15 protein-coding genes are annotated in these 15739 nt (G+C 70.6%); 10 read left to right on the plus strand and 5 right to left on the minus strand.

Annotation, left to right across the window (positions count from 1 at the left end):
- Positions 1–10 precede the first annotated feature (10 nt).
- On the plus strand, positions 11–1219 hold the full coding sequence (locus AB0J87_RS49930; protein ID WP_363979437.1) for an NADP-dependent malic enzyme: 1209 nt from the start codon (positions 11–13) through the stop codon (positions 1217–1219).
- 75 nt (positions 1220–1294) lie between these two features.
- On the opposite strand, the gene AB0J87_RS49935 is transcribed toward AB0J87_RS49930, so the two are convergent.
- Positions 1295–1723 carry a nucleoside deaminase gene (locus AB0J87_RS49935; protein ID WP_350728266.1) on the minus strand — a complete coding sequence of 143 codons (429 nt, stop codon included), beginning with the start codon at positions 1721–1723 and terminating at the stop codon, positions 1295–1297.
- Positions 1724–1777: 54 nt separating this feature from the next.
- Complete coding sequence (locus tag AB0J87_RS49940) at positions 1778–2635, minus strand: DUF4429 domain-containing protein (RefSeq protein ID WP_363979440.1); 858 nt, start codon at positions 2633–2635, stop codon at positions 1778–1780.
- 37 nt (positions 2636–2672) lie between these two features.
- On the opposite strand from AB0J87_RS49940, the gene AB0J87_RS49945 reads away from it, so the two are divergent.
- Entirely contained in the window at positions 2673–3260 is a 588-nt protein-coding gene (locus AB0J87_RS49945) for an HD domain-containing protein (RefSeq protein WP_363979443.1), read from the plus strand.
- Here AB0J87_RS49945 and AB0J87_RS49950 read toward each other — a convergent pair.
- The gene (locus AB0J87_RS49950; RefSeq protein WP_363979446.1) at positions 3257–3967 is read right to left on the minus strand and encodes an FCD domain-containing protein; all 711 of its coding nucleotides are present in this window, start codon (positions 3965–3967) and stop codon (positions 3257–3259) included. The genes AB0J87_RS49945 and AB0J87_RS49950 overlap by 4 nt on opposite strands.
- A gap of 132 nt (positions 3968–4099) precedes the next feature.
- Here AB0J87_RS49950 and AB0J87_RS49955 point away from each other — a divergent pair, with 132 nt between their 5' ends.
- The 5 genes from AB0J87_RS49955 to AB0J87_RS49975 are packed head-to-tail and all read left to right on the plus strand — an operon-like array spanning position 4100 to position 10523.
- A complete protein-coding gene (locus AB0J87_RS49955) occupies positions 4100–5704 on the plus strand; it encodes an ABC transporter substrate-binding protein (protein ID WP_363979449.1) in 1605 nt (534 codons plus the stop codon).
- The gene (locus AB0J87_RS49960; protein WP_363979452.1) at positions 5701–6660 is read left to right on the plus strand and encodes an ABC transporter permease; all 960 of its coding nucleotides are present in this window, start codon (positions 5701–5703) and stop codon (positions 6658–6660) included. Before AB0J87_RS49955 ends, AB0J87_RS49960 begins: the two co-directional genes overlap by 4 nt.
- Positions 6657–8594: a dipeptide/oligopeptide/nickel ABC transporter permease/ATP-binding protein gene (locus AB0J87_RS49965; protein ID WP_363979455.1), complete on the plus strand. Its 1938-nt coding sequence runs from the start codon at positions 6657–6659 to the stop codon at positions 8592–8594. The genes AB0J87_RS49960 and AB0J87_RS49965 overlap by 4 nt, the downstream gene beginning before the upstream one ends.
- On the plus strand, positions 8587–9621 hold the full coding sequence (locus AB0J87_RS49970) for an ABC transporter ATP-binding protein (protein ID WP_363979458.1): 1035 nt from the start codon (positions 8587–8589) through the stop codon (positions 9619–9621). The genes AB0J87_RS49965 and AB0J87_RS49970 overlap by 8 nt, the downstream gene beginning before the upstream one ends.
- Positions 9618–10523 (plus strand): dihydrodipicolinate synthase family protein, encoded by a 906-nt coding sequence (locus AB0J87_RS49975; protein ID WP_363979461.1) that lies wholly within the window; start codon positions 9618–9620, stop codon positions 10521–10523. Before AB0J87_RS49970 ends, AB0J87_RS49975 begins: the two co-directional genes overlap by 4 nt.
- A 1-nt stretch (position 10524) precedes the next feature.
- Here AB0J87_RS49975 and AB0J87_RS49980 read toward each other — a convergent pair whose 3' ends face one another.
- Positions 10525–10782: a DUF1876 domain-containing protein gene (locus tag AB0J87_RS49980; RefSeq protein WP_185067965.1), complete on the minus strand. Its 258-nt coding sequence runs from the start codon at positions 10780–10782 to the stop codon at positions 10525–10527.
- 234 nt (positions 10783–11016) lie between these two features.
- Here AB0J87_RS49980 and AB0J87_RS49985 point away from each other — a divergent pair, with 234 nt between their 5' ends.
- On the plus strand, positions 11017–12153 hold the full coding sequence (locus AB0J87_RS49985; protein ID WP_363979464.1) for a Fic family protein: 1137 nt from the start codon (positions 11017–11019) through the stop codon (positions 12151–12153).
- A gap of 291 nt (positions 12154–12444) precedes the next feature.
- Here AB0J87_RS49985 and AB0J87_RS49990 read toward each other — a convergent pair whose 3' ends face one another.
- Positions 12445–13545, minus strand: a complete 1101-nt coding sequence (locus AB0J87_RS49990) for a winged helix DNA-binding domain-containing protein (RefSeq protein WP_363979467.1) — start codon at positions 13543–13545, stop codon at positions 12445–12447.
- Positions 13546–13643: 98 nt separating this feature from the next.
- Here AB0J87_RS49990 and AB0J87_RS49995 point away from each other — a divergent pair, with 98 nt between their 5' ends.
- Both AB0J87_RS49995 and AB0J87_RS50000 read left to right on the plus strand, forming a co-directional pair.
- Positions 13644–14678: a substrate-binding domain-containing protein gene (locus tag AB0J87_RS49995; protein WP_363979470.1), complete on the plus strand. Its 1035-nt coding sequence runs from the start codon at positions 13644–13646 to the stop codon at positions 14676–14678.
- A 34-nt stretch (positions 14679–14712) separates the two neighbouring features.
- Positions 14713–15714, plus strand: a complete 1002-nt coding sequence (locus AB0J87_RS50000) for a hydroxyacid dehydrogenase (protein ID WP_363979473.1) — start codon at positions 14713–14715, stop codon at positions 15712–15714.
- The last annotated feature ends 25 nt before the right edge of the window (positions 15715–15739 follow it).

Genomic DNA, 15739 nt, shown 5'->3' on the forward strand with positions numbered 1-15739 from the left:
GGAGCTCCGGATGACGACCGAAATCACCGCGCCGGCCATCAGCCTCGCCACGCTTCTCGACCAGGACCCGGCTTTCCGCCTGCACGAGGGCGGCAAATTGGAGACGCGCCCGTCGGTGCCGGTGCGCGACGCCGGCGACCTGTCGCTCGCGTACACGCCGGGGGTGGCCCGCGTGTGCACGGCCATCGCCGAGCGGCCGGAGCTGGCCGACGACTACACCTGGCGGTCCAACGTGGTCGCCGTGGTCACCGACGGCACCGCCGTGCTCGGGCTCGGCGACATCGGCCCCACCGCGGCCATGCCGGTCATGGAGGGCAAGTCGCTGCTGTTCAAGCAGTTCGGGGGCGTGGACTCGGTGCCCATCTGCCTCGACTGCACGGACGTCGACGAGCTGGTGGAGACGATCGCCCGGATGGCCCCGTCCTTCGGCGGCATCAACCTCGAAGACATCAGCGCCCCCCGCTGCTTCGAGGTGGAGCGCCGGCTCAAGGAGCGGCTGGGCATCCCGGTCTTCCACGACGACCAGCACGGCACGGCGATCGTGGTGCTGGCCGCGCTGCGTAACGCGGCACGGCTGACCGGGCGGCGGCTGTGGGACCTGCGGGCCGTCGTGGCCGGCGCGGGCGCCTCCGGGCTCGCGGTCACGAGCATGCTGCTCAAGGCCGGCATCTCCGAGGTCATCGTGTCCGACAGCAAGGGTGTGATCCACCAGGGCCGCGGCGACCTCAACACGTACAAGGCCCTGATCGCGACCTGCACGAACCAGTCGGGCCACACCGGCACGACCGAGGAGGCCATGGCCGGGGCGGACGTCTTCATCGGCCTGTCGGGCTCGACGATCAGCGAGCGGGCCATCGCGTCGATGGCGCCGGGCTCCATCGTGTTCGCCCTGTCCAACCCCGAGCCGGAGATCCACCCGGGGATCGCGCTGGAGCACGCCGCCATCGTGGCCACCGGGCGCAGCGACTTCCCCAACCAGATCAACAACGTGCTCGCCTTCCCCGGCGTGTTCAGGGGCGCCCTGTCGGCGCGGGCCGTGGAGATCACCGAGAACATGAAGATGGCCGCCGCGCACGCCCTGTCCAGCGTGATCGAGGAGGAGCTGTCGGCGGAGCGGATCATCCCGGAGCCGTTCGACCCCCGGGTGGTGCCCGCGGTCGCCGCGGCGGTGGCCGACCAGGCCCGCCGCGACGGCGTGGCCCGCCTGCGCGGCCTCTGAGGAGCACCGGCCGGGGCGCCCGCCTCTCCGCCTCCGACGACACGGAGGCGGAGTGGCCGGATGAACCGTGAAGGGTCAGACGTAGTAGCCCTCGACGGGTACGCGCGCCTCGTCGTACAGGGCCGGGCCCTCGACGGGCGGGTCCACGAAGGCGCTGCCCGGCGGCTTGAGGCCGTTGAGCTGATCGCCGGACAGCGCGTAGACGACGCGGCCCAGGCCCGAACGGGCGATGGCCCCCGCGCACATCCCGCACGGCTGGCAGCTGGTGTACATGGTGGTCGTGGCCGCGGCCGCGGGGTCGAGCTCGCGGGCGGCCCAGCGGGCCAGCTTCAGCTCCGGGTGCGCGGTGATGTCGCGGTCGGTGAGCGAGCTGTTGCGCTCCTCGACCAGGATCGAGCCGTCCGGGCCCGCCAGCAGCGAGCCGAACGGCGGGTTGCCGCCGGCACGGGCCTCCGCGGCCAGCTCGATGGCGCGGCGCAGGAGCTTCTCTTCGTCGTGGGTCACTCTAGGTCCTCCGATATTGGGCATCTGGCCACATCTTGCCCCGCTCGGGCGGGGTCACGTCTCCTGGAGGCGGCGGATCATGGCCTGCTTGGCCGCCGCGAACTCCTCGTCGGTCAGCACCCCGGACCGGTGCAACTCCCCGAGCTCCCCCAGGCGGCGCAGGACCGCGTCGTGCACGTCGTCGGAGACGGGCGGGGGAGGCGGCGGGAGCTCGGCCTCCCTCGGGAGCCGGGCCAGCACGGCCGCGGCGACCAGGGCGGTGGTCCCGCCGAAGCGCTGGATGCCCCACGACACGCAGTGGAGGTCCTTCTGCGGCGGCTGCGCGGCCCCCTCGCCCTTGACGCGGAACCGCAGCGTGCCGTAACCCATGCCGGACTGCGGCTTCCACTCCACGCCGGCCACGTCCGTCAGCGGGAACTCCTGCGGCCCGGCCTTCTCCTTCTCCGTGCTCGCGAACCCGGTCCACTCCAGCCGCACCCGCTCGCCGTCGAAGAGCGCGGTGCCGTCGCCCGCCGTGGCCGAGATGGGCACGGAGGGCCCGGCCAGGAGGTAGTCCTCGCAGGCGGCGGTGGGCGTCTGGTAGACGAGCAGAGTGTCGCGGACCTCGTCGGCGAAGTATTCGGCCGCGCCGGCGCGGCTCTTGGGGACGGTCAGCCGGTACGGGTCGGCGGGCGGGCCGAGCAGCCCCGCGACCGCGTCGGAGAGCGGGTCGGCCCCTTTGCGCAGCCGCATCCGCACGTGGCCGCCCTTGCGCGACGGCTCGAACGCCATGCTCGCGATCGCCTCCAGCGGCACCACGATCTCGCCCAGCGTCCTGCGCAGCTCGTGCACGCCCTTGTCGCTTCCGGGGACGATGCGCAGGAACTCGCCGTTGAACGTCCACGAGCCGTCGGCGACGGCGATCTCGGCCATATTCTCAGCCTAGGACACGCGGGACGAGAGGAGCGGGATGGAGATCTTCACGAGCTGGTCGTCCTGGGCGCAGGCGGAAGGCCCCCTGAGCGAGGCGCTCCCGCCGGGGACCACGGAGTCCCTGCGTGACGCGGTGGCGTTCGCCCGCGCGCAGCACGGGGTGCAGCAGCGGCCGACCGGGCGCCCGTACGTGGAGCATCTGCTCGAGGCGCTGGAGGTGGCCGTGGTCGGCGCTGAGCTGACCGACCGGGACGTGCTCGTGGCGATCGTGCTGCACGACGTGCTGGAGGACACGCCGTGCACCGAGGTGGACATCGCGCGCAGGTACGGCGCCGGCGTGGCCGAGCTCGTGCGGTGGGTGACCAAGCCGCGCGGGGTCGCGAAGGTCGACTACCTGAGCACCCTCGTGCAGGCGCCGCTGCACGCGGTGTTCGTGAAGCTGGCCGACCGGGTGAGCAACGTGCAGGAGCTGCAGCGGATGCCGTGGCGGTTCCAGCGGCGCTACTACCTGGAGACCGTGGCCTACATCATGCCGCTGGCCGGCGCCCACCCCTGGTTCGCCCGGTGGTTCGGGGAGTGGCGCACGCGCTGGCATCCCCGCGTGGAGCGGCTCAGCGCGTACTAGCCGCCGATCCTGGCCACGCGGTTGCGCACCCCCTCGAAATGGGCGTGTACGGCGGCCACGGCCGCGCCCCGATCGCCGGCCAGCACGGCCGTGTAGATGTCGCGATGGCGCCTGACCACGTCGCCCGGCGGCTCGTCGGGCGCGCCCAGCTCGTCGCGCAGCTGGTAGTAGACGTCCCAGAACGCCCCCAGGAGCTGGCTCACCAGCGGGTTGCCGAGCGGGCGGTAGAGGAGGTCGTGGAAGAGGCGGTCGGTCTCGGGGGAGACCGGCCCGATCGGCGCCTCGGCCTCCATCCTGGCGATGACGTCGGCGACCGGCGTCAGGTCGGCCTCAGGGCCCAGCTCGATGAGGCGCTCGACGAGGCCGCTCTCCAGGATCTCGCGGATCTCGATCAGGTTGGCCAGGTGGTTCTTGCCGTTCTGCAGCGTGATGCGGCTGTGGAAGGTCAGCTCGTCCACCAGCCCCGCCAGCGACATCCGGCCCACGAACATGCCGAAGCCGTGGCGGATGTCCACGATGCCGACCGCCTGCAGGGCCTTGAGCGCCTCCCTGACCGAGTTGCGGCTGACCCGCAGCTCCTCCATGAGCTCCGACTCGGTCGGCAGGGGGTCCCCGGCCACCAGTCCACGCCGGACGATCAGGTCCTTGACGCCCTCCTGGGCCTCGACGGCACGGCTCGGCCGCGCCGGACGCGGGACTGTGGCCATGGAAATTCCTTTCGCCCTATGTAACATTCCGGAAATCTTCTGTTGACCTCAAGCGGTGGCACCATCTAGCGTCCACGTTACGGCAAAGATAGGACATGGGATGTCCCACGTGCTACGTCCCAGGAGGATTCCGTGAGCTCTGAGTTCAGCCGCCGCGACTTTCTGCGTTACAGCGGGGCTACGGGTGCGGCAGCGTTCGTCGCGGCGACGCTCTCCGCGTGTTCCGGCGGTCCGGCCTCGACCGGATCGGTCGGCGCCGGATCCAACAAGGATCTGATCACCGCCGTCATCGGGTACGGCAACGACCAGAGCTGGGATCCGACGCAGACCGCGTCGGCGTTCGCGATGGCGGGGATCAGCCACATCTACGAGGGCCTGCTCGACACCGACCCGATCACGCGCGAGCCGTACCCGGCCCTGGCCACCGCCCTGCCCACCGACCTGAACGCGACCTCCTGGAAGTTCACGCTCAGGGACGGCGCCAAGTGGCACGACGGCCAGCCGGTCACGGCCGACGACGTGGTCTTCACCTTCGAGCGGATCCTGGGCCCCGACAACGTCCTGACCGGCAACTTCTTCAAGTCCTGGCTCCAGGAGGTGAAGAAGGTCGATGACAGGAACGTCGAGCTGGTCTTCAAGTTCCCCTTCCCCGACGCCGCGCCCAGGCTGACCATCGCCAAGATCATGCCGAAGCACGTGTTCAGCCAGGCGGGCGCGTGGGACAAGGCCAAGAGCGGCATGACGATGGGCTCGGGGCCGTACAAGCAGACCGCGCACAACCCCAAGTCCAACACCGCCTTCGAGGCGTTCGACGGCTACAACGGGCCGCGCCCGGCCACGGCCAAGAAGATGAACTGGCTGACGATCGTGGACGCCGCCGCCCGCGTGGCCAAGATCTCCGGCGGCTCGGCCGAGGCGCAGATCGCCGACAACATCCCGTACGCCAACGTCGAGCAGCTCAAGCAGCAGGGCCTGACGGTCGAGGGCGGCAAGGGCATGAACCACATGTTCCTGATGTTCAACACGGGCGCCAAGCCCTTCGACGACGTACGGGTGCGCCAGGCCCTGCACTACGCGATCGACAAGCAGAAGATGATCGACGTGGCGCTCAAGGGCCACGGCACGGCCTCCAGCTCCTTCCTCAACGAGGGCAACCCCGCCTACAAGCGGGCCTCGGTCGTCTACGACTACGACCCCGAGAAGGCCAAGGCGCTGCTGGCCGAGGCCGGGGTCAAGAACCTCACGATCAACCTCATGGCCGTGAACGTGAGCTGGATCGCGGACTGCCTGCCCACCATCGCCGCCTCCTGGGAGGCCATCGGCATCAAGACCACGCTGGAGCCGCAGGACACGGCCGCGCTGTTCGCCAAGATGGACCAGTTCCAGGACTACCAGGTGGTCGCCGCCGCCTCGAACCCCAACCAGTTCGGCATGGACGCCGACCTGATCCTGCACTACAACTACGTGCCCGGCGGCCTGTGGATGAAGTACAGCCACTGGGACGGCACCGCGGACGCCAAGAAGCTGTTCGCGATGATGGACGAGGCCAGCAAGGAAACCGACAAGGCCAAGAGGACCGAAGTTATCCACAAATATCTGGACTTTGTGGCTGAGCAGGCCATCCTCTACCCCGTCGTCCACAACGAGCTGATGACCGCCTGGGACCCGAAGAAGCTGTCGGGCATCCGCGCCCAGCCCTACCCCGGCATCAACCTGCTGCAGGCCAAGAGGACATGACGCTCGTCGCCAGGATGCTGCTCCGGCGGCTCCTCATGCTGATCCCGCTGCTGCTCGGCGTGGTCGCGTTCGTGTTCATCGTGATGCGCTTCTCCAACAGCAAGCCGGAGTACGCGTACTTCCAGGGCGCGAACCCGACCCCCGAGCAGATCCACCAGTTCCAGCTCGAGAACGGCCTGCTGGACCCGTTGCCCCTGCGCTATGTCCGCTTCGTCGCGGACCTGGCCCAGGGCGACATGGGCACCAGCGTGCTCACCAAGAAGCCGGTGCTGGAGTCCATCTCGACCGCGCTGCCGCTGACGCTGCAGCTCACGTTCCTGGGCCTGGCCGCCGCGGTGGTGCTGTCGCTGGTGTTCGGCGTCACCGCGGCGCTGTACCGCGACCGCTGGCCGGACCAGGTGATCCGCGTGGTGTCGCTGGTCGGGGTGGCGGCGCCGTCGTTCTGGCTGGCGCTGCTGATGATCCAGTACCTGGCCGTCGGCGAGGGCCTGTTCCCGACGGGCGGCTACATCAACCCGGCCGACTCCACGGCGGGCTGGCTGCAGTCGATGACGCTGCCCGCGCTGTCGCTGTCGCTGCCGATCGCGGCCCAGCTCACCCGCATCATCCGCACCTCGATGGTGGAGGAACTGGACCGCGACTACGTGCGCACCGCGATCGGCAGCGGCCTGCCGCCGATCGTGGTCGTCGGCAGGAACGTGCTGCGCAACGCCCTGATCACCCCGCTCACCGTGCTCGGCCTGCGCATCGGCTACCTGATCGGCGGCACCGTCGTCATCGAGACCATCTACGGCCTGCCCGGCATGGGCCAGCTCATGATCAACGCCGTGCGCGACGGCGACCCGGCCGTCGTCCAGGGCGTGGTGCTGACCATCGCGGTCGGATTCATGGTCGTCAACCTGGTCGTGGACGTCCTCTACCTGCTGGTCAACCCCCGCCTCAGGAGCGCCGCATGAGACGTGGACTGACGGAACGGCTCTCCGTGCCGAAGAAGGGGCCGGGCGTGGCCTTGCGCCGCCTCAAGCCCCTGTCGTGGCTGGCGGTCGGCATCGTGGCCGTGGTCGTGCTGGCCGCGCTGCTGGCGCCGTGGATCGCGCCGCACTCGCCGTACTTCCAGGAGGCCACCGGCGGCGGCCCGTCGGCCGTGCACTGGATGGGCCTCGACAGCGCCAACCGCGACATCCTGTCCAGGCTCCTGTACGGGGCCCGCTGGTCGCTGATCATCGGCCTCGGCGCGACCGCGCTCGCTCTGGTGGCCGGGGCGGTCGTCGGCGCGATCGCGGCCACCTCGCGCCGGGCCGTGGACGAGACCATCATGCGCCTGCTCGACGTCGTCATGGCCTTCCCCGGCATCGCGCTGGCGGCCGTGCTGGTGGCGGTGTTCGGCGGCAGCATCCCGGTGCTGGTCATGGCCATGGCCTTCCTCTACATGCCGTCCGTGGCCAGGGTCGTGCGGGCCAACGTGATCGCCCAGTACGGCGAGGACTACGTGGCGGCCGAGCGGATCATCGGGGCGCGCACGCCGTACATCGTCGTCAAGCACGTCGCGATCAACTGCGCCGCGCCCGTGCTGGTCTTCTGCACGGTGATGGTGGCCGACGCGATCGTGTTCGAGGCGTCGCTGTCGTTCATCGGCGCCGGCGTGCGCCCGCCGAACCCCTCCTGGGGCAGCGTCATCGCCGACGGCAAGAACATGGTGCTGCTCGGCGGCTGGTGGGCCACCGTCTTCCCCGGCCTGCTGATCCTGCTGACCGTGCTCGCGCTCAACATCCTCTCGGAGGGCATCTCCGACGCCTGGGCCGCGCCCGCCACCCGCAGGGCCGTCCCGAGGAAGGACGACGCGTTCGAGCGGGCCAGGCCCGGCTCCGGCGAGGTCGTCGAGCTCCCCGGGCTGGCCGAGGCCGCCCGCAGGCTGGCCGAACGCGCCCGCCCGCTCCCGCAGGGGCCACCGATCCTCTCGGTGGAACGGCTGCGGATCGGGTTCGCGGACGGTGTGGACATCGTGGACGGCATCGGCTTCGAGGTGCACCCGGGCGAGGTGCTCGGCCTGGTCGGCGAGTCGGGCTGCGGCAAGTCGCTGACCGCGCTGACCATCATGGGCCTGCAGCCGCGCAACGCCCGCGTCAGCGGGCACGTCCGCTTCGACCAGCGCGAACTGCTCGCGGAGTCGCGCCGCGCCCGTCGCCGCCTGCTCGGCCACGAGATGGCGATGATCTACCAGGACGCCCTCTCGTCCCTGAACCCGGCCATGACCATCAAGGCCCAGATCAAGCAGCTCACCCGCCGCGGCGGCCGGCGCACCCCCACCGAACTGCTCGAACTCGTCGGCCTCGACGCCCGCCGCACCCTGTCCGCCTACCCGCACGAGCTGTCGGGCGGCCAGCGGCAGCGGGTGCTGATCGCGATGGCGCTGTCGCGCGACCCGAAGCTGATCGTCGCCGACGAGCCCACCACCGCGCTCGACGTGACCGTCCAGGCGCAGGTCATCGAGCTGCTGCTGAAGCTGCGCGAGGAGCTGGGGTTCGCGCTGATTCTCGTCTCGCACGACCTCGCGCTGGTCGCCGACGTCACCGACCGCGTGGTCGTCATGTACGGCGGCCAGATCGTCGAGACCGGCGTCACGGCGACCCTGGTCGGCGCGCCCGCCCACCACTACGCCCGCGGCCTGCTGGGCTCGGTGCTGTCGCTGGAGTCGGGCGCCGAGCGGCTCACGCAGATCCCCGGCGTGGTGCCCGCCCCGGCCGACTTCCCGCCCGGCTGCCGGTTCGCCGACCGGTGCCCCATGGCCACGGACGTGTGCCGTACCGAGGCTCCGGTGCTGACGGGGGACACCACGCACGCGGTGGCCTGCCATCATCCGGCGCTCGTAGGAAGTGAGCAGCATGCTTGAGCTGAAGGACGTGCACGTCGTGCACAAGGCCCGCTCGGGCGGCCTGTTCTCGCGCGACCGCGTCCACGCGCTGACCGCGGCGGACCTCACGGTGAGCGCCGGCGAGACGGTCGGGGTCGTGGGGGAGTCGGGCTGCGGCAAGTCCACGCTGGCCAGAGTGCTGGTCGGCCTGCAACAGCCCACCCAGGGCAGCGTGACCTTCCGCGGCAAGGACCTGTGGGCGCTGAAGGAGGGCGAGCGGCGCGCGCTGATCGGCTCCAGCGTCGGGATGATCTTCCAGGACCCGTCCACGGCGCTCAACCGGCGCCTGCCCGTCAGGCAGGTGCTGCGCGACCCGCTCAACGTGCACCGCCGCGGCACCCCCGCCCAGCGCGACGCCCGCGTACGCGAACTGCTCGACCTGGTGGGCCTGCCCGCCAGCGCCGCCGACGCGCTGCCCAGCCAGCTCTCCGGCGGGCAGCGCCAGCGCGTGGCCGTGGCCAGGGCGCTCGCGCTCGAACCCGACCTGGTCGTGGCCGACGAGCCCACCAGCGCGCTCGACGTGTCGGTCCGCGCGCAGATCCTCAACCTGCTGCTCGACCTGAAGGAACGGCTCGGGCTCGCGCTGGTGTTCGTCTCGCACGACATCCAGACGGTACGCAGGATGAGCGACCGCGTGGTCACCATGTACCTCGGCAGGATCGTCGAGCAGGCGCCCGCGCGGGCCGTGCCGATGGGCGCCCGCCACCCGTACACGCGGGCCCTGTTCTCCGCGACCCCGGGCCTGATCTCGCCGATCAACCCGATCCCGCTCGTGGGCGTGGTGCCCTCCGCCACCAGACCGCCGAGCGGCTGCCCGTTCCGCACCCGGTGCTGGCGGGCAGACCACCTTTGTGCGGAGGACTGGCCGGCGGCGCAGACCGAAGGCGACCACCTCCGTGCGGAGGACCGGTCCGCGGCGCAGACCGAAGGCGACCACCTCTTCCATTGCCACCACCCGGTGGCGGCGGGAGCAACTGATGTAGAGCTGATCCAGGAGCGCGCATGACTTTGACCGGCGTCATTCCCCCGGTTTGCACCCCGTTGACCCCTGACTACGAGGTGGACGCCGCCTCGCTGGTCCGGTTGGTCGACCACCTGCTGGCAGGGGGCGTGGACGCGCTGTTCGTGCTGGGGTCGTCGTCGGAGGTGGCGTACCTGACGGACGCGCAGCGCCGGGTGGTGCTGGACACCGTGGTCGGCCACGTGGGCGGGCAGGTGCCGGTGCTTGCCGGGGTGATCGACATGACGACGCCACGCGTGCTCGAACACGTGCGGGTCGCGGCCGAGGCGGGAGTGTCGGGGCTGGTGGCGACCGCGCCGTTCTACACGCGTACCCATCCGGACGAGATCCGCACCCACTTCCGGACCATCGCCGCGCGGGGCGGGCTGCCGGTCTACGCGTACGACCTGCCGGTTTCCGTGCACACGAAGCTGAGCGCCGAACTCCTGCTCGGCCTGGCCGCCGAGGGCGCGCTGGCCGGAGTGAAGGACTCCAGCGGCGACGACGGCGGCCTGCGCCAGGTCATCCTGGGCCGCGAGGCCCCCTTCCGCGTGCTCACGGGGTCCGAGGTGACCGTGGACTCGGCGCTGTGGATGGGCGCGGACGGCGTGGTGCCCGGGCTGGGCAACGTGGACCCGCAGGGATACGTCGAGCTCTACCAATGTGCCGCCCGGGGCGACTGGCAGGCGGCAAGAGCGGAGCAGGAGCGCCTGGTCAGGCTGTTCGAGATAGTCCGTGTAGGCGGCTCACGCATGGGCGGCAGCTCGTCGGGCCTCGGGGCCTTCAAAGCCGCGCTTCACCTACGCGGTGTCATCGACTGCCCGATCACCGCGCTCCCGCAGGTTCCGCTCAATGACGACGAGGTAGGCCGGATCGGCAAGCTCCTGGCTGCCGCCGGGCTGCTCTGAACTATGCCGTACCGGCCAGCTGGGCCACGTCGTCCGCGCCGTCCTCGATCAACTTCGAGGCCAGGTTGGACAGGGCCCGCCCAGCGGCCAGCTCGTCCCCGATCCCGGGCACCGGGCGGTCGGTGGGATTGCGTCGGGCGTGCGCCACGCTCTCGTGACGTTTTCCGTCCGCGGTGAACAGCACCGCCGTGGCCGTGGTCACGGCGTCCTCGTCGTCCTCACTGATCCAGATCTGTATGTTCCACTGTTTGTACTCCATGGGAAGACACCTCCCTACCTTCGAGGGTCTCTCTTACGAGCCCAAAGGTAAAGGTCAGGCCCCCGGAACGGCCCTGGTGTCACCCCGGCGGGGCCTACGCCGGGGTGATGGTTTCCCGCCCGGGTGCCCTCCCGGCCGGCTGCTCTGCTCGTCCTGGTGGCCGCGCCGCCCGCCGTGGCGTTGCCGTATGGCTAATAGATTGACGCAATGATTGCGTCAATCTATTATGGAAGCATGCTGTATGCCACGCCGTCTCTCGCCGCGGAAGACGGCCGGGTCCTCGAGGAGATCGAGGCGGCCCGACGTGCGTTGCATCATCAGGTTCGCGCCACACCCGCCAAGTGGACCGCTGGGCTCCGGAAGTTTCTGACCGCCGACGCAGTTGCCGCCTCCAACTCCATCGAAGGCTTCAAGGTCTCCACCATCGACGTGGAAGACCTGATGGAGGGTGAGAGGGACGTGGATGTCTCGGAAGAGAACCGCGAAGAGACCCTCGCCTACCAGCGAATGATGACCTACATCCAGACTCTCCACGACGTCGAGGACTTTTGCTACAGCGCGGGCTTCCTCAACGCGCTCCACTGGATGCTCCAGGGCCATCGCCACACCATGCGCAAACCCGCCGGGCAGTGGCGCAAGGGTCCCGTCTACGTCACCGACGTCCGTGATCCGAGCATCGCCGCCTACACGGCTCCTGAGGCGCTGGACGTACCCAGCCTGATGCGCGAGTTCTGCGACTGGCTCAACACCGACAACGGCGATCACCCGCTCATCAGAGCAGCCATGGCGCACCTGCACCTGGTCTCGATCCACCCCTGGGCCGACGGCAACGGACGGATGTCACGCTCACTGCAGACCCTGATCATCGCCAGGGACGGGGTGCTCGCGCCGGAGTTCTCCTCCATCGAGGCATGGCTGGGCAGGCCGGGCAACACCTGGGAGTACTACGCTGTGCTCGCCCGGCGCGGCGCGACCTATCGTCCGGACCAGGACGTTTCCGACTGGATCCGTTTCAACCTCACCGCCTACCACCAGCAGGGACAAACGGTAAAAGCGCGCCTTGAGCGCTCGAATCGGGTTTGGGTGCTGTTGGAGGAGTTCGCCCGGCAACGGCGGCTCGACGAACGCGTGGTGACCGCGCTGCACGATGCTGCGATATCCGGACGCGTCCGCCGCACTCGCTACGAGAGCGCCGAAGGCCTCAGCGTTCAACAAGCCCAACGCGACCTACGCGACCTGGCCACCGCCCAACTGCTCACCCCGGTCGGTAAGACCCGTACCCGCTTCTACACCACCGGGCCGGCCTTCCCCGAGGAGGTGCTGGAGGTCGCCCGGACCCCGTCACCCCTGGTGGACCCGTACGGTCCCTAGACCGCGGCTCAGTGCGCCAGGCCTTCCGCGCCTGGGGGCAAGCGTAATTCCCTGGGGTTCGTAGGCGATCGAGAAGACGCTCTTCGCATCGGCTCTCGTGACTCGGCCGACAAGGTCGCACTCCTGGCATGCGGGCTGACGACTCACCAAGACTTGATCGCCTGACGAATCGGCGAAGCGGCTTTGAGCGGGGGTTTGGGGGGGCCGCACCCCCGATCTCACAGCCTGAGCTCCAATGCGCGAAGCGCTGTCCGGCGAAGACCATGCCGTTCCCCCCGGTGCACGCCCGTGTCAGGGTTTGGAAGGACCGTCGGAGACCGTGATTTCGTGTTTGTCGCCCGGCGCCAGGAACTCCAGCAGCCTCCGTGCCTCCTCCTCGACCTCCTCCAGGACCGGGATCGGCATCCACCGGTGGATGGTGAGCGTGGAGGTGCCCTTGGCGCGGGCCACCGTCCAGTCCCCGGCGGTGAAGCCGTCCACCAGGATGACGCGCGGCACCACGTTCGTGCCCATGAAGCCCTGGAGGGCGGTCGCTCCCGTGTCGGAGATGGCCCGGGAGCGGTCGGCGTACGACAGGAACAGGTTGTCGAAGTCGTACATCAGCCGCACCGGCGCCGGGGTGTCCTCGCCGGGCCGTACGGCGTCGGGCAGGTCGTACAGGGTCCGGCCGGCCTCGTCCCTGAAGCGGACCAGGTCGAGCGAGTCCACCACCTCGCCCAGCCGCGTCAGCCCGGACCACGTCTGCACGTCCATCACTGACGCCGGCCCGAACGCGGCGAGATAGCGCCGCACCAGCTCGGCCGGCGTCATCGCCGGCACCTCGAAGCCCAGCCAGGACTCGGCGCTCGTGTGCGCGATGGGGCCGCTCTTGCCCCACACGCCCCGAGGCGGCACCTGTACGAGCGGCACCAGCCACCGCACGCCCTGGCCGAGCGCGTGCGGATCGTTCGCCGGCCACCGCTCGGCCAGTTTCCGGCCCAGCTCGGCGAACGTCATGGGCCGCTCCTCCAGCAGCTCCCGCCCGACCGCGGCCAGCTCGTCCAGGTCGACCCCTTGCCACCGCTTGCCGAACGTCGACGTGGTCATGCGCCCGATGGCGGGCTGCAGCAGCGGCCGGATGGCCAGGCAGTCGCGGGCGGAGACGAGATGGATCGTGCCGCGCTGCAGCGCGATGCGTACGAGCTCGCGCGAGAGCAGCAGGTCGGCGGCGTCGGCGGGTTTGAAGCCCTCCACCCGGTTCCACAGGCCGGTGTACCAGGTGTGCGGGGTCTGCGCCTGGAGCCCGCCGAGGCGCTCCACGACCTCGACCACGGAGTTGTCGGTGCGGCGCAGCAGGTGCTGGCGGTCGAGCGTGGCCCGGTTGAGCGCCCTGCGGCTGATGAGGGGGTCCATGGGTCAAAGGTAGGGGTTGATGAGGTCTGTTCCGGTCCTCAATGGCAATTGATCGAACGAAACTAAAACGATCATTTCGAAAGGCGTAGGATCGAGGCATGTCCGTCGAGCAGCGCCACAGGCTCATCCTCCGTCAGGTCCGCGACCGCGGCTCGGCCCGGGTGGCCGAGCTGGCCGAGGCGCTGGGCGTCTCCGCCGTCACCCTGCGCAGGGACGTCGAGCACCTGGCCGCCCAGGGCCTGCTCACCAGGGTGCACGGCGGCGTCACGCTGCCCGCCGCGGCCCCCGCCCCGCGGGCCGGCGGGCTGACCATCGGCATGCTGGTCCCGACCGCGCACTACTACTACCCGGCCGTGATCAAGGGCGCCCAGGAGCAGGCGGCCAGGGCGGGGGCGCGGCTCGTGCTCGGCATCTCCCGGTACGAGGACGCCGAGGACCGCGCCCAGGTGCGCCAGCTCGTCAAGGGCGGCGCGGAGGGCCTGCTGCTCACCCCGAGCAGGCAGCCCGACGGCTCCCACGTGGAGTGGCTGGCCGGGCTGAGCGTCCCGGCCGTGCTCGTGGAGCGCCGGGCCGAGCCGGCGGGCCCGGCCGCCACGCTCGACGCGGTCGCCTCCGACCACGCCCATGGCGCCTACCTCGCCGTACGCCACCTGGCCGAGCTGGGCCACCGCGGGCTCGCGCTCGTCGCCTTCCCCAGCCCGACCACGCCGGGGATCCGGGCGGGCCTGCTGGCGGGCGCCTCGGCGCTGGGCCTGGACACCCCCGCGGAGATCGTCATCGACCGCGACCGCACCGACGAGCTCGTGGCGGGCGTGCTGCGCCTGGTGCGCGACCGGGGCGTGACGGGCCTGCTCGTGCACAACGACGAGGACGCGCTCACGCTGGTCAGGCACCTGGTCGCGGCGGGTGTGGACATCCCGGGCGAGGTGTCGCTGGTCGCCTACGACGACGAGGTGGCCGCGTTCTGCTCGCCTTCGCTCACCGCCGTGGCGCCGCCCAAGGAGGAGGTCGGGCGCTGCGCGGTGGACCTGCTGATCGCCCGACTCACCGCGGGCGCCGCCCCGGTCGGCCGCCACGTGGCGCTGCTGCCCGAGCTCAGGCCCCGGGAGTCGTCCGCACCCCCTTCGTTATGATCGATTCGATCGTATTGATTGCGGGGGGAGCGATATGAGCGAATCACGGCCGAAGACGCTGCTGGCCATGGGTCGGCCGGTGGCGGCCCGGCTCTTCACCGGCGAGGTGCGCGACCGCCTGGTCGGCATCGCCGACGTGGACCCCGGCCTGGTGGCCGAGGACTTCGCCGATCCGGCCGTGGCCGAGGCGCTGGCCGGTGCGGAGGTGCTCTACACGAGCTGGTGGTGCCCGCCCGTCACCGGGGACGTGCTGGCCAGGGCGCCCAGGCTGCGCGCGATCGTGCACGCCGCCGGCACCGTGAAGCACCACGTCACCGAGGCGTGCTGGGAGCGCGGCATCGTCGTGTCGTCCGCCGCGGCGGCCAACGCCGAGCCGGTGGCCGAGTTCACGCTGGCCTCGATCCTGTTCGCCAACAAGCGCGTGCTCGACATCGCCGCGCTCTACCGCGAGCAACGGGCGCGGATCGACGCGGACAGTCGCTTCCCCGGGTTCGGCAACTACCGGCGCACGGTCGGCATCGTCGGGGCCTCCAGGATCGGCCGCCGGGTGATCGAGCTGCTGCGGCCGTTCGAGCTCGACGTGCTCGTGGCGGACCCGTACCTGACGGAGGACCTGGGCGTGCCGCACGTCGGGCTGGACGAGCTGATCGAGCGGTGCGACGTGGTCAGCCTGCACGCGCCCTCGCTCCCGGAGACCAGGCACCTCATCGACGCGGCCCGCCTCGCCCGCATGCGCGACGGCGCCACGCTGATCAACACGGCCAGGGGCGCGCTCGTCGACCAGGACGCGCTCGTCGCCGAGCTGGCGAGTGGACGGCTGTACGCGGTGATCGACGTGACCGAGCCCGACCCGCTGCCCGCCGACTCGCCCCTCTTCGACCTCCCGAACGTCCTGCTCACCCCGCACATCGCCGGGTCGCTCGGCGGCGAGCTGTCCCGTCTGGCCCACCAGGCGCTCGACGAGCTGTCCAGATACGCCCAGGGCCTGCCCTTCCGGTACGGCGTCGAAGCGGGGTCGCTGGCGATAAGCGCGTGATGCCCGTACTGCCGGGGTCCGATGG

Origin of the sequence: Nonomuraea sp. NPDC049625 (assembly GCF_040675285.1) — a bacterium.
GTDB lineage: Bacteria > Actinomycetota > Actinomycetes > Streptosporangiales > Streptosporangiaceae > Nonomuraea > Nonomuraea angiospora_A.